General features: G+C 41.4%; 11 protein-coding genes. All 11 read right to left on the reverse strand.

The features are described from left to right. Nucleotides 1-19: 19 nt before the first annotated feature. A complete protein-coding gene (locus PW252_RS10210; protein ID WP_248049431.1) occupies nucleotides 20-1,597 on the reverse strand; it encodes an ATP-binding cassette domain-containing protein in 1,578 nt (525 codons plus the stop codon). 142 nt (nucleotides 1,598-1,739) lie between these two features. Next, nucleotides 1,740-4,184, reverse strand: coding sequence for an LTA synthase family protein (locus tag PW252_RS10215; RefSeq protein WP_248049429.1), 2,445 nt, complete (start codon nucleotides 4,182-4,184; stop codon nucleotides 1,740-1,742). A 12-nt stretch (nucleotides 4,185-4,196) separates the two neighbouring features. Further along, on the reverse strand, nucleotides 4,197-5,927 hold the full coding sequence (locus PW252_RS10220) for a hypothetical protein (protein ID WP_248049427.1): 1,731 nt from the start codon (nucleotides 5,925-5,927) through the stop codon (nucleotides 4,197-4,199). A 151-nt stretch (nucleotides 5,928-6,078) separates the two neighbouring features. Then, nucleotides 6,079-6,864: a YdcF family protein gene (locus PW252_RS10225; RefSeq protein ID WP_248049425.1), complete on the reverse strand. Its 786-nt coding sequence runs from the start codon at nucleotides 6,862-6,864 to the stop codon at nucleotides 6,079-6,081. Next, a complete protein-coding gene (gene rsmA / locus PW252_RS10230) occupies nucleotides 6,861-7,736 on the reverse strand; it encodes a 16S rRNA (adenine(1518)-N(6)/adenine(1519)-N(6))-dimethyltransferase RsmA (RefSeq protein WP_248049423.1) in 876 nt (291 codons plus the stop codon). The genes PW252_RS10225 and rsmA overlap by 4 nt, the downstream gene beginning before the upstream one ends. Then, on the reverse strand, nucleotides 7,727-9,880 hold the full coding sequence (locus PW252_RS10235) for an AAA family ATPase (RefSeq protein WP_248049422.1): 2,154 nt from the start codon (nucleotides 9,878-9,880) through the stop codon (nucleotides 7,727-7,729). Before PW252_RS10235 ends, rsmA begins: the two co-directional genes overlap by 10 nt. Next, complete coding sequence (gene rnmV, locus PW252_RS10240; protein ID WP_248049421.1) at nucleotides 9,877-10,479, reverse strand: ribonuclease M5; 603 nt, start codon at nucleotides 10,477-10,479, stop codon at nucleotides 9,877-9,879. Before rnmV ends, PW252_RS10235 begins: the two co-directional genes overlap by 4 nt. After that, complete coding sequence (locus PW252_RS10245; protein ID WP_248049420.1) at nucleotides 10,461-11,867, reverse strand: PIN-like domain-containing protein; 1,407 nt, start codon at nucleotides 11,865-11,867, stop codon at nucleotides 10,461-10,463. Before PW252_RS10245 ends, rnmV begins: the two co-directional genes overlap by 19 nt. A 16-nt stretch (nucleotides 11,868-11,883) precedes the next feature. Then, complete coding sequence (locus PW252_RS10250) at nucleotides 11,884-12,657, reverse strand: TatD family hydrolase (protein ID WP_248049419.1); 774 nt, start codon at nucleotides 12,655-12,657, stop codon at nucleotides 11,884-11,886. 84 nt (nucleotides 12,658-12,741) lie between these two features. Next, nucleotides 12,742-12,879, reverse strand: a complete 138-nt coding sequence (rpmH, locus tag PW252_RS10255) for a 50S ribosomal protein L34 (RefSeq protein ID WP_002939016.1) — start codon at nucleotides 12,877-12,879, stop codon at nucleotides 12,742-12,744. Between the two features lie 168 nt (nucleotides 12,880-13,047). Continuing rightward, on the reverse strand, nucleotides 13,048-14,034 hold the full coding sequence (jag, locus tag PW252_RS10260; RefSeq protein ID WP_248049418.1) for an RNA-binding cell elongation regulator Jag/EloR: 987 nt from the start codon (nucleotides 14,032-14,034) through the stop codon (nucleotides 13,048-13,050). Nucleotides 14,035-14,041 lie beyond the last annotated feature (7 nt).

The raw sequence follows: 14,041 nt of genomic DNA on the forward strand, positions 1-14,041 counted from the left end.
AACTCCTCCAGATAGGAACTTAATTACTCTCCCCAATCCGTACCACCCCATCATAACGGCTAAGAACCTCATCAGATACACGGTGGGAAATATGAATGAGCGTCTTATCAGCTAGTGAGGTAAGGTAGGCTTCAATTACTGTATAGGTTTCCTGATCCAAGGCAGACAGACTTTCATCCAGCAACAAGATGTCCTTATCTTGCAGCAAGGCACGAATCAAGAGCAGGCGCTGCTTTTGTCCGCCAGACAGTCCGCTATCATCACTAATTTCCTCTCTCAAAGAAGCATAACTTGGGAAACGACTGTCAAGGTTCATGGTCTTAATGAGTGACATCAGCCTATCTTCTGAAACCTCCCGTCCCATGGTCAAGTTGTAAAGAACCGTATCATGGAAAAGGGCTCCCTCTTGTGGCAGATAGGCAATCTTGTCTTGAATGGCTTGGTAGGATAAGTCTGAAAGAGAGATTTGATCAAAGTAAATATCCCCTGCTTGCAGTTGGCTATTCTTGGTCAAAATAAGAGCCAAGGAAGATTTGCCAGAACCACTTTCCCCAAGAATTAGATACTTCTTACCACGTTCAAACGCTACGGTCAAGTCTTCAAAGACCTGTTTCTCACCGATGGCATAACTAGCCTTGACCAGTTGCATGCTCTGGAAAGCTGAAGCTAGTTCCTGTCCCTTCGTTTCTTGACCCAAAGTAGATAGCTCAAACTCTTGCTTCAATTCCTTAACGGCATGCCTGTCCAAAAAGGCTGCCGCAATGCTGTTAATGGGATCCACCAACTGCTCTGAAATGGTCAGAATAGCTGTCAAGCCACCGATGGTCAAGGCCCCAGAAAAGACCTGAAAACCACCGATAAAGATAATCGAAAGCGTGGTCAGATAAAAGACAAAACCGACTAAGATCTGCATGGTTACTGTCGTTCGATTGGCCTGATTGACCTTGTCATTGACTGCTTGATAGCGATCATTCAGCCCATCTAAAACTTGCTGTCTTTGGCGGCTATTTTTCACTTGCAAATAACCCAGAAAGACATCTGAAACCCTTGTATTATAGACCTGCTGACTGTCCGAAATCGCCTCCTGATTGAGCCTCCTCCGCTTTTTAAACAAATAGGGAATCACAACTGGCAAGAATGAGATCAGAATCAAGAAAATAGCGGTCAGACCATCCAAGCTAAGAAGGGCCAAACTGGCAATACCAAAGGTACAAGCCCCTTGAAAAATCGTAAAGAAAGCGTCGTAATAATCTTCTTTCACCGTCTCCAAATCATTATTGAGCTGGGAAATATAGGCCCCTGCCCCTTGCTCAACGAACTCTCTAAAAGACAAATCAAACATTTTCCCAATAAAGGTCGCTTGTAATTGGAAACCTACTTGATTGAGATAGCTGACATTGGCAATCTGACGAATGTATTCAAAGACCAGCATGACAAGGACAGTTAGCCCCATCAGTACAAAATAAGACACAAAGGCCTGTCTATCTCCAGCTGCAATAGCATCAATAATATAGCGATATTGGTACAGAAAGCCAACATTTAGCAGGGCTACTGCAAAAATACAAGATAAGGTTAGCCAAAAATTCCTCTTTTTCATTTCCCCTCCACCGTTTGATAGATTTCTAAACAAAGCAATAAAAAATCTGCATTAAACACCGTTATTATACCACAACTCCCCATGTTTGTGTATGTTTTCACATAAAGAAGAAACCAAGCCAGCTATCTGACTTGGTTTATTTTTATTCTGTCGTTTCAGTCGCAACTTTGAAAAAATCTTTGTATTTCAAAAGGTAGCCTTTTCCTGTGGATAGGTCATACTGGACCAGTTTGAGTTCTTCTGCAACTTTCACATCTCGCTCAGCCTGTCCTACTCGGTCCTTATGAAGCACTTCTGTCAAGAGCGCATAGTAAGGGCTGACCTTGTTATTGGTCGTCTCCAACATGAGAGCATTCATGTCACTAGAGTTAACTAGCTCATAATTGTATTTCTCTGTATCAAAATTGCTCCAAACGAAATAATCTGTCTTGTACTGCGCACTTGGGTCCGTCACGAAAGCAGACTCTGGATACAAACCTGGTAGGTGGTCACCGTAAAAGACGACCGTCACTTTTTTGTCTAAGGTCTTAAGCTGATCCAGAAAATCTCTGGTTGCCTGATCCGTAAAGGACAGCAAACGAACATAGCTATTGAGGTTGGCATTTTCTTCCGCCGTGAAGCCTTCACCCGAAGCCGTAATACTTGCAGGCTCAGCAGAGTTCCACTGCACATGGTTTTGCATGGTAATGGCCGACACAAATGTATTTGTTCCTGAACGCACCTGCTCCAAAATCAAGTCATAGGTCTTCTTGTCACTGACAAAATTCCCTTGATAATCTTCAGCCGTCACTACAAGTGGATAGTTGGCACTATTGAGCGTATAGAACTGCTCAATCCCCAACTGTTTATAGATCGAATTACGATTGTAGCTGGTATCGAAGTAGGGGTGAATAGCCACACGGCTATCTGCAGGATAGAGGTCGCTGATACTTGGCAACTTCTTCATATTTGGTGCCACATCCAGATAGACAGATGAAATAGAAGAATTATAATTGTAAAGTGGTAAACCACTATAAACCTGAAACTCAATATTGGCAGTCCCACCACCATAGTGGTCACTCTTCATCAAGCCACTGGTAGTCTGACTCATGATGTACTCAATATTTGGAAGGACATTTTGGCTGAGGGTTACGCCTGGAATCCGACGCGGGTCAGCCAAACTCTCACTAAGAATGTAGATTACCGTCTGGTCAGTCAATTGACCTGTCCGCTCTGCATTGATTTCCTCAGCCAGAGCGGTGTATTTCTTCACAATGGCCTTCATGGTCTTCTCAGAGTAATTCTCAGGCATTTCCATACTGGTCTTGCTGAGCTGCTGCAACCAGAGGAATGAAAGAGTCCGATAGCGAGCCACAAAGGCGTAGCCCTTCCAATCTACGTTCCGCCAGTTATTGACCTGAGAAAGAATAGGTAACCAGCCAGCAATCTTATGGTCTTTTTCATTGCGAATCGCCCAACCCATTCCCAAAATCAAGGACACAATGACTGAAATCCCTGCCAAACGTTTCCAGATAGAAGCGACAATCCTTCCTTGGAAGTAGTTCTTATGAATTTTCCGATAAAGAAAGAACAGGAGAACCAAAAAGAATAAAGATATGAGCACAACACGCAGGCTGATAAAGCTGAGAATCATCCCCAAGTTCCCGACCCATTTGAAATCATTGGGGGTCAATGGCTCCGAACGGTAGCGGAATTTTAGGAAATTAGCCGCTATCAAGGTCACATTTAGACCAGCAATCACAGCAACCGATAGGATTTGACGGTTGATGACCAAGCTAATGATAATGTTTAGGAAAAAGAGGCAGGCAATCTGAAAGACAATGGCTCCAGGAAAGAGGTGACGTGTGAAATAAGAACCAGTCGCTCCAGCCATTGAAGCCTGATAACCGATATGCGACAACATAGCCAGAGCCAGGCTGATAAAGAGCATACTGTGAACGTTGGTCCGATTGGCCTTAAACTCTACAAATGCCTTAAAAAGATAGCGGAGAAATATGTAGGTCCCTATAAAATGAATAGGTGCAAACAGCGGTGTCTGGCTGAAAAACTCTATGTAAGAACCTTTCTCAACCAAACTCTCATAATGGCTGTCTTTCCAGTAAGATATGGCGAGAGGGCTGAGAGAAAGCAAACTGGTCAAGAGCAAATAGCCATCTGGTACCAAGTGATTGGCTGACCACTGGCTTAATTTTTCTCGAATACCCGTCTTCTTCCGCCATAAAACTGCCAACAATACGGGAAGAGCCAACATCAGAAGCAGTTCAAACTGAAAGAGATTATTACGGAAAATATTCCAGGGTTGATATTTCTTGGCATTGAGCCGATAAACCAGATTGGCCAGATACAGAAAGCCTAGAAAATAGCCAACATACTTGGCAAAGCTCTTGGTCTTGATAAACTGTTCGTACTTATCCAGCAGGACCAAGATATAAAAAGTAAAAATAAGATAGGCAAGTAAGGGCAGGGGAATAAACCAGAGCGGGAAAGAAACTCCACTTAGCAATAGAGCCCGACCCATCGCAAGCAAAATGGTCATAATCATGACTAGAATAAATTGCTTGCTTGCCTTTGGATTGATTTGTTTCATAACATTTCTCTCTTAGGAAAGGTTTGATTTTCGGTAAATAAAGATGTAGTATATCGACCAGACTAGCCATCCAGTCAAGCTAATCGCGATAACAGGCAGTAACCACCATTGTTGTTTGTAGGATAGGACAAGGGTATTTTGCCCCGGTTGGCTGGTAACTGTTGGCACACCGATTGTGGAGAGCTCCACATCTTCCCTATCTAAAACGGTATCATTCAAAACAAGCTGACTGTCTTGGTAGACAATAACTGGTACCGCAGTTTCTTCTGCTTCTGACGCCGTCCAAGTCACCACCAGCTGATTACCATCAACTTCTTTGGTAAATTCTTGATTTGGTAAAATCACTTGGTCACGATAGGTAAAATAGGTATTGTCCGACTCTTCATTGGTCAGATGTCCCGTCTTTTCTGATAGATCTGGTACATAGTCAGGCGTGGATTTCTGAGCAATGTGGACAAATTCACCCAAGTCTTTGGAATAGAACGAAGCCCGTAACTCCTCCGTCGTCCCGTACAAGGTCGTATGAATTCGTTTTTGTAGGAAGGTATCGCTATAGTAATGTCCTTTGATTTCCTTATAACTTTCATTCCAGTGAAAACCAACCGAAACAAGCAAAGAAATAACAGTCAAACCAGAAAAAATTTTCTGCATTTTGTCTGACAAGCCAGATACTTGTAGACCTACCACTCCTAATAACAAGGCATTGGCATATAGGAAGAAACGGAAAGGAAATTGGATCAACTCAACTAAGTCGATCCCCTTGCCAGCTACTAATTGCCAAGGGAAAAGGTTGGTTGATAAAATCAAAAATACTGCGTAGGTAATAGCAAGACCACCTAGAACCAGCGATTGTTTCTTCCAATTTTTCACCAAGAAATAGAGATAGGTTCCAAAGAAAAGAGGAAGTGGATATGGATAGTAGAGAAAGGCTGTTTTCAGCCATGTTACTGTATTTTGAACGAATTTCTTATTTACAAATGGTGGCACCAAACTGTTGGTCGCGTTGATATAAACCAGTGGTAACCAGATATTGATGGTCAGGAGCAGAAAAATCCCTACCGACAGAGCCACCTGTCCAATAATCTTCATTTTTTGGTCTGATTTCCACCAACCAATGAAAAAGAGAATGCCATAGGCAATGACCAAGAATAAGGTCGATAGCATATGGACCTGTAACATAAGCCCCACAGCTCCTGCCATGAGGAATATCGGTACTTTTTTGGTCTGCAAGAAACGGACTGTAGGGATTAAACAAAGCGGAAAGAGAGCCACTCCCCAGCTGGTAAATCCTTGGGTTGCCCACCAATACTGAATGGAATAGGTGGTCACAAAGAACATGGACAAGAGAATGGAATGAGCATACTTGACCTTGACCTCACGCATGAGGAGATAGAGAGAGGTGGCACTCAGAGTTCCCAAGAGAAGATTGGATAAAATCTGATAACGAAACCAGGTCCCACTAAAAAGAACTAGCGCCCCCTGTAGATAGGCAAAATAAGGCCCATAGAGAGCATTGACAATCCGTCCTGACTGCTGATAGCCATACAAACTGATAATATAGGAGAAATTCCCCTCCTTCATCTGCATAGCCGCATCATAGAAACGGTTGTAGTGGAAAATCAAGTCCGCACCTGTCACCATGCCCTTAGTTAGCAAGTGGGGAACCAATAATAATAAAGAAAAGCCCACAAATAGGCCCAGGGCTACTAAATGGGGATGCTTTTTCAGCATAGTTTTTAACATATAGATACCTTCATAAAAAAAGAGGGAAACCCTCTCTTGTTTTTGTAAATATTCTGCCAATTTGCAGACAATATTTTTCAAAAGTTAGTCACTTTTCAGTATAGCAAGCTTTCCACCCACTGTCAACGAACAAGGCAAGGTCATTCCGATTTCACTCTGGACTGGCAAATTTAGGATTGGCCTTACGACTGGCTAGACCTGTCTTTTCCTGGACCAGTTGGTAGCTGGCTTGGACTTTTTCTGGAATGTCGATATGAGCCAGATAGTCGGCTCCTCTAGGTCCGTAGCCCTCTTCGTCATCTCGCAGGCGGGGAATTTCGCCTAAAAGCAGGCTGAGGTAGCGGTCCATGTCCCACATACCCAAGGGAGCATCTTCATACTGGAGCTGGCCCTCTTCCTCCCTGACAGTCACTTGGTAGCTAGCGTAGTTGAGCAAGAGTTTACCCGCTGCGTACTTCTTCATCGTTGCCCACATCCGACGCTGCATGGTGGCATCTTGCATGAGCAGAATGGACTGAAAATCAATGCCCTTCTCAGCCAGCAAGTCCAGTAGGTAGGTGACATTGTTACCGTAGTTGGTGGACAGGGTTTCTAGCAAATCAGCTGACAGACCATACTTTTGCTTCAAATAGGTTTGAAAAATCTCCGCCTCGGTCAAGCCAGTCGGATCCAGCTGGGGAAAATGGTCCCGCACCTGTTGGCGAAGTCCGTCAGTCGTGTGACCTGCCCCACCTACGATGATGTAGGTCTTGGCGAGCTTATTTTGAATAGCCTCTGCCAGTTGGTCACCACCAGCTAGAATGGAACCGCCAAAAAAGGCTAGAACATCTACTTGTTCTAGTCCTTGCTCGGCTTGGAGAGCTTGTTTTGTCAGAGAGGACAGATCCCGCGGTCCACAAAATTGGGCTAATTGATTGATTGCCTGCGATAGTTTCATGATAAACCTACTTCCTGGAGGCTATCAGACAAACGTGCGAAGTCAGCCATGGAAAGTGCTTCTCCACGGACACTGGCTTCCAGCTCTGCCATGCCAAGTGCCTGCGTCAGCTTGTCCTTGACCTCTTCGGACTTGCCGAAATGGTTGGTCAGGTTGTTCCACAGGGTCTTGCGGCGGTGCACAAAGCTGGCCTTGGACACTCGGAAGAAGAAATCTTCGTCCTTGACGCTCACCAGGGGTTGCTCGCGGCGGACCATTTTGAGAATAGCGGAGTCCACGTTTGGTGCGGGCACAAAGACGGTGCGAGGCACGATGAAAGCCACCTTCGCAGTCATGTAGTACTGGACCGCAATGGATAAGCTACCGTAGGCCTTGGTGTTTGGCTCGGCAGAAATGCGGTCGGCCACCTCCCGCTGCATCATGACCACAAACTCGCTGAAGGGAATTTTGCTCTCAATCAGGTGCATGAGGATGGGGGTGGTGATGTAGTAAGGCAGGTTGGCCACGACCTTGATAGGCAGGTCAGGGTTTTTGAAATTCTGAATCTGGTTCTGCAGGTCGGTTTTCAAGATGTCTTGGTTGACCACGGTCACATTGTCAAAGCGACCCAAGGTGTCCGCCAAAATCGGAATCAGGCGGTCGTCAATCTCAAAAGCCATAACCTCGGCAGCATTTTCCGCCAAAAACTCGGTCAAGGCCCCGATTCCAGGACCAATCTCGATGACATTGACCTGCTGGTCAATCTCTGCCGTGTCCACAATCTTCTGTAAAATATTGGTATCGGTCAAAAAGTTCTGACCGAAAGATTTCTTAAAGGTAAACCCGTGGCGTTCAAGGACGGCACGAGTAACGTTTTTGTCTGCTATGTGCATAATGTTTGTTCTTTCAATGATTGTTTTATTATTTCTATAGATTCGTCCAATTCCTCAAATGTTTGTGTTCTGGTCCCAGCTATAAATTTTGTTAACTTATTTTTTGTTTCATAATTAACTATGGGTTTCCACTCCCGAATAGCATCCCAATATAATTTCAAAAATTCTCTTTTATCCTTCAAAGTACTAATTTTAAATTCTGCTAATCTTTTCAAATTATCCTCTTCAGTACTATCAAAATTTGAAACATCTAAAGCGATATCAAGCTCTTTATCAATTACATATCTGAAAAAGTTCGGAAAACTATTAATTGGATGAGATGTATAGTGCTCGGCTATCTTATTTTTATAAACACCTTCAGATAATTTTTGATAAATCAATTCAATTTCATCTCTTGTTAGTAAAGTTTTATCTATAATACTATCAAATTCATCTCTAACATTAGAATGGAAGTTCTGTTTTCTTTTTTTATTGTACTTCAATTTATTTGCAATCTCGGGATTTTCATCTTGAAATACTTGTTTAATGGATCTAAAAAATTGTTCCGGATCTAGAACATCCTCAATTGAAGAAGGTAAGAATTTTTCGCTACCATCAATCGCTACAAGCTGTGAATTTTCGTGATAATGAGAAACCCTCTTAATTTTTAAATTCTTTATTTTTTTGTGCTTAGACGAAAGATTTTCCGAAATATTATTAACCACAGCGGCATTAGAATCAGTATCAATGATGCAAATTATCTTACCATAGTCAGACTTATCAAATTCATTGAACATCATAGGAGTCGCCAAGTACTGAAATAATTTGGCGACATTGCCAGCGCCTTTTACAGACAATACTCTAACAGATGTCTTATTCGGAAGATAATACTCTAGATATTTTTTATCTGTTACCCCTTCACAAATAATCCAATTCATCCCCAATCTAAGTGCACTTAGAATCGACGATGTTAAATCATGGTAGCTTTTTAATTCAATGCTTCTATTGAACTTTTGAAAATCTTGATCTTGAAAAGAATTTCCCTCAAATAAATAGTGTTCGATAATTCCATTTTCATTTTTAGAAACATAACAGATATTTCCCTCCTGAAGCAAAGGTAATACCCCATACCAATGAGTTGTAGCAATTACTTGGGTAACAGATGAAGCAACATCTAGTAACTTGTCAAACTGTTCAAATATTTTTTCAAAATTCAATGAAATTTCTGGCTCATCTATCGCTAAGACAAGTTGCTTGTTTATCGTATCCTTCTGTTTAGAAAATGCAATTAATAAATTCAATAAAGCGATTCGTTGCTCTCCTGAGCTTAATTGTTCGATACTTTTTCTGTCTTTTGATAAAGATTTAATCGAAAAGTATGATTCAATAATACTTTGTATAATATCATTCGCTTGCAAGTTTTGTTTTCGTGATTGATACTCATATGAAGAATCAAACTCCTTTATCACACTATTGACTTGCTCAACTTGATTCTTCAACGCATTATTCAAATCAAACATAATACTTTTCTTGCTCTTTTCAGAATTTAAGATTTTACGTAATTCATCTTTCAATTCCATATCCATGAGTTTTTGCATATACATATTACCTATTTGAGTAATATCAGAAATATTTGACTCTGCTGGAATGTAAATGTAGTTATAGTATTCACGAATTACTTTATCCACTTCATTCCTTTTTTCCCCCGTCAACTCTCGGTCAATTGGGCCATAGTGTATACTCCCATCTAAAGAAATCCCCACTGTCAAAAAGTAATACTTATCTTCTGGATACTTAGCATTTATTCTTTTTCTAAATTCTTCAAATTTTTGATATGCTCGGGAGTCAGTCTTTGTTTTAAATTCTTCATTTCTGAATGTACTGTTTATGTCTTCTAAATACCGCTCTAATTTTTCAGACTTACGTATCTTATCTTTGGAAATTAATAGAACGGGTGCTACGTATGCTTCTTGGGATTTAGTATCTAAAGTTTTATTAAATTTTTTGCTATTAAAATAAATATCTAACCCTTCCAAAACAGCACTTTTTCCTACTGCATTTGCACCCAGTAACAGGCTAAATGGCTTTTCGACATCCTCTGTTATTGGAATAAAATTTTGATTTTTATAAGCTTTTAAATGTGTACAAAACAATCCTATTATCATTCTTTTTCACTCCTCTCTAGTTTTATGATAGATAAATACTCCTCCATAGCCTCCTCAACTTCCGCCAGACTTATCCCAAACAGCTCCAAGCGTTTGAGCAGTTGCTTGCCGTTGCAATAGCCGATGCGCAGCTTCTCTCCCAGATATTCCCTCCGCTTGCGACTGTCGCCGCCCATAAGGAGCCCTAGGCGCATCAGGTCTGACTTGGTGATGTCAAAGTTATTTTCATCATCGTAGTAACCACGCACGCCTGCCAGAGCCTTTTCCAAATCCTCAAAGCTGGCGTGCTCAATGCCCAAGGACCGCCCTTTTGTTTTGGACTGGGGCCTGGCCTCGTCCCGCTGTAAAAAGGCGTGTTTGACCGTGGGAATTGCCTGCATAATCATCTTCCGAATCCGCTCCCCATTGTAGTCTGGGTCAGTAAAGACAATGACGCCACGCAGGTCATGGAGTTTCTCGATGCGTTCCAAGTCATCGTCTGATATGGCAGAGCCTCTGGTTTCGTAGGTATCCACCTCGTAAAACCGCTTCAAGTTTGCCGTGTCGTCCTTGCCTTCAACAACGAGGACTTCTTGTATTTTTATTTTTTTCTGCGACATATCTCTCGCCATATATCTTGATTTTTTTTATCAATAAACTTCAACTGTGGAGCACTTCCTTTATCATGATTATCCAATAAATCATAAATGTAACGTAGCTTCTGCTCAAAATTTAAACTCGTGCCTACTCGGTACTGATTCCCCAACATATCAGATACAGAAAAGTTACTATCAAAGTTCGTATTAAGATACTCAATATTATTATCTATCATACACGGAATACCATAGTTAGAGGCATCAACTTTCGGTAATATAATGCGAAAAACCTTTTCCATCATTTCTGATTGTTTTGAGGCAAAGTGTTCCTCACCATACAAATAAAATGAATATAAGCGAGGCTCCAACTGTATCTCCGCTTTCTTAATATCATCTTCAGACACATCTGTTAAAAATTTCAATAGATTTGTAAAAGAAACTTTTATTGGTAAAAGCCCTGTTTCTGTAAAGCATTCAATTATCATGTCCTTGTTAAGCCTATGTACTTCACTTTTTTCAACCCAATCTGCTTTTGTTTCGTTAGAAACAATAATTAAAAATTTGGACCTTTCTAGTTCGTTTGACCTTATATAGTCCAAGGTATCTAACCAAAAAATTGCATCTCCAAATGATCGTTTTGTTCTCAAACTTCCCAATTTGATAAATTTTTCTTGAGGATTACGATTTTCATCTTTATTTTTATCTTTATAACCTGGAGAAATTTCCGCTTCATATCTTTCAACTATCTTATTTTCATATTCAGTCAACTTCTCATATGAATATGGTTCCCCTTTAGAGATTAAGTCAATCCACTTATATAATTCCTCTTGAATAGATTGATCAAATTTCGCTACCGGATTGACATTCCCCCAATAAAACTCTTTGTTCAAATTTTTCTTTATTTTCTTAATTTCAGATGTAAGTTCTTTTTCAATTTTGTCTAATACTTCCGAAAGTTGCCCAGTAATTGCATTAGCATATTCATCTGTTTTATCAAAAAAATCTTCATTCTTTTCATTTCTATCCGTAAACTTCTTATTACGTTTAGAAAGCAGTCTTCCTTCTATCTCCCTTATAAAATCAGCTTTCGAGATTACATGTTGTTGGATTTTTGTTAATTCTTCAACAGCTTCCGTTGATGCTTGTATATCTCGTCTTACACCTTCTAGAATCGTCCTTTCGTTATTCATATATTCAATTTGAGTAATAAATGGAATATAGGTCCTATTTCTAATTTGTTCCAACATAGAGAAAACATCTTTATTAAGCATGTATACACGTAACGGATCTAGCAATGCATTATTATCAAACACAATTACTGAGTTAGGAAAAATATCTTTTACAAACTTCTCCTTATTAATTAGTTCTCTAGTTTCTGCATAATGTTTATTAACTTTTTTTATAATGTTCATAAAACTCCTCCTGCTTTCAGTCAAGACCAAACAAACTCCTTGCATTCTCGTAGGTCGCTCTCGCCACTTCTTCGACCGACTGGTTGCGAAGCTGGGCCAGCATATCCACCACATATCGGGTGTAGCCGGTGCGATTTTCCCGACCACGCTTGGGAACTGGGGCCAGGTAGGGTGCATCCGTCTCGACCAGGATTTTTTCTAGGGGCAATGCTTGCGCCGCTTCTTGAAGTTCGACAGCTTTTTTGAAAGTCACTACTCCCGAGAAGGAGATGTGCATCCCCAAGTCCATGAAGGCCTGAGCCTCCTCCAGCGTTCCAGAGAAGGAGTGCATGATGCCTCCACGCGGACCGACACCGACTTCCTTTATAATCTGATAGGTATCTTCCAAAGCATCGCGAGTATGAACCACAAAGGGTAAGTCCAACTGCTTGGCCAACTCCATCTGTCGCTTGAAAACACGAGCTTGGGTTTCCTTATCCGCCGTCATCCAGTAGTAGTCCAGCCCAATCTCGCCCAAGGCAATGACCTTGGGATGTTCGAGAGCCTTGAGTAGATAACGTTCAACTTCCTCATCATAAGTGCCAGCCTCCGTCGGATGCCAGCCCAATGTCAGATAAATTTCAGGGTGCAGGTCAGCAAGCTCCATAGCCTTGTCAATGGTTGCTCGGTCAAAACCGACCACATTGTGGAGGGTGACTCCCATCTCCTTGGCAAAGTCTAATTCTTCTTGGACCCGACCGTCAAACTGCTCTACGTTGAGGTGGGTGTGTGTATCAAAAATTTCTATCATGGTTCTATTGTACCATATTTTAAGCTATTCTTTTCCAACGAAAAAACCAGCAGACTCGAGTTTCTGCTGGTTTTAGTCGTATTCTTATGCTACTGTAAGAACTTTACGTCCCTTACGGCGACGAGCTGCTAACACGCGACGGCCGTTTTTAGTTGCCATACGGCTACGGAAACCGTGTTTACGTGCGCGACGGATTTTACTTGGTTGAAAAGTACGTTTCACGATGAATACCTCCTCTTAGATTCTTGTATTCGTTTAGCCGGCTAGTTTTGATCAGTTACTAAACATACCAAACTATTTTATATAAAATCTGGGGGTTTGTCAAGCTATTCTGTTCTATTTTCAATCAGATTAAGAAAAAACATTGAAAAAAAGAGGCTGAGCCTCTTCTTAATCGCGATGTCCTTCAATATCTACCACTACATAGCGGTTTGGTTCGCTACCTTCTGAATAGCTAGTCAAACCATCCATCTTAGAAATAATGCGGTGGATGATTTTACGCTCACTGCTTGACATAGGGTCTGTGTGGTAGGCTTCCTGCTCAGCCAAGACACGTTCTGCCAATTTCTGCGCATAGCCTTGAAGAACTTCTGCACGGTGTTCTACATAGTCATTCACATTGATGGTGATGTAGAAATTGCGCTCATAACGATTGTAAAGGAAGTTCTGTGCCAAGAGTTGCAAGGCTTTCAAGACCTTACCATGGTAGCCGATGACACGTCCAGGTTCATTGGTATCCACTTGGATGTTGATGGTGCGACGGCTGTGACTGGTTTCAATACTTGCTTCCACATCCATATCATCCAAAATTTCTTGGATGTAGGTAGAAACTTCTGCAACAACCTGTTCAATGTCATACTGCGGCTCAATTTTAATATTTAAATCAGCAAATTCATCCTTGGCAACTGGCTCTGGACTAACAACTTCTTCTTGAGTGGTTGTCTGGCTAACGCCTGCTAATAATTCGTCAGAAAGAATTTCAATACGACCAGTTTCTTCAAGAATGGTTGTCGCTTCTTTTTCATTTTTCAAAATCTGGGCCTTGATCTCATCATCAAGCGTTTGACCAGACTTTTCAAATTCCTTCACTGCCGCAACAACTTTCCCAAGGTCAATCGTAGCTTCTGAAACACTCTTGACTGGCTCATTGAGTTCATTGATTTCACTTGGAACGCCACGAACTGCTTTTTGATTGGCTTTGACAACCGTTGTTTCGTTGATAACATCAATATCTACGATGGCTGGTTTTTTACCAAAACCGAAGAAACCTTTTTTCTCACGCGCTACAACAGTGATATGCGCCTTCTTACGGGGAATATTCAATTCTTCTAGACCATTTTGAATGGCTTCTTCAACATTTGCACCTGTAAATTTCATTTTCTCT

The organism is Streptococcus sp. 29887, from assembly GCF_032595075.1.
GTDB lineage: Bacteria > Bacillota > Bacilli > Lactobacillales > Streptococcaceae > Streptococcus > Streptococcus iners.

Excerpts from the sequence above, each read along its gene's own strand:
- PW252_RS10220 (WP_248049427.1), bottom strand. The coding sequence starts at position 5,927 with ATGTTAAAAACTATGCTGAAAAAGCATCCCCATTTAGTAGCCCTGGGC.
- PW252_RS10245 (WP_248049420.1), bottom strand. The coding sequence starts at position 11,867 with ATGAACATTATAAAAAAAGTTAATAAACATTATGCAGAAACTAGAGAA.
- PW252_RS10215 (WP_248049429.1), bottom strand. The coding sequence starts at position 4,184 with ATGAAACAAATCAATCCAAAGGCAAGCAAGCAATTTATTCTAGTCATG.
- rsmA (WP_248049423.1), bottom strand. The coding sequence starts at position 7,736 with ATGCACATAGCAGACAAAAACGTTACTCGTGCCGTCCTTGAACGCCAC.
- PW252_RS10210 (WP_248049431.1), bottom strand. The coding sequence starts at position 1,597 with ATGAAAAAGAGGAATTTTTGGCTAACCTTATCTTGTATTTTTGCAGTA.
- PW252_RS10250 (WP_248049419.1), bottom strand. The coding sequence starts at position 12,657 with ATGATAGAAATTTTTGATACACACACCCACCTCAACGTAGAGCAGTTT.
- PW252_RS10225 (WP_248049425.1), bottom strand. The coding sequence starts at position 6,864 with ATGAAACTATCGCAGGCAATCAATCAATTAGCCCAATTTTGTGGACCG.
- jag (WP_248049418.1), bottom strand. The coding sequence starts at position 14,034 with ATGAAATTTACAGGTGCAAATGTTGAAGAAGCCATTCAAAATGGTCTA.
- PW252_RS10235 (WP_248049422.1), bottom strand. The coding sequence starts at position 9,880 with ATGATAATAGGATTGTTTTGTACACATTTAAAAGCTTATAAAAATCAA.
- rnmV (WP_248049421.1), bottom strand. The coding sequence starts at position 10,479 with ATGTCGCAGAAAAAAATAAAAATACAAGAAGTCCTCGTTGTTGAAGGC.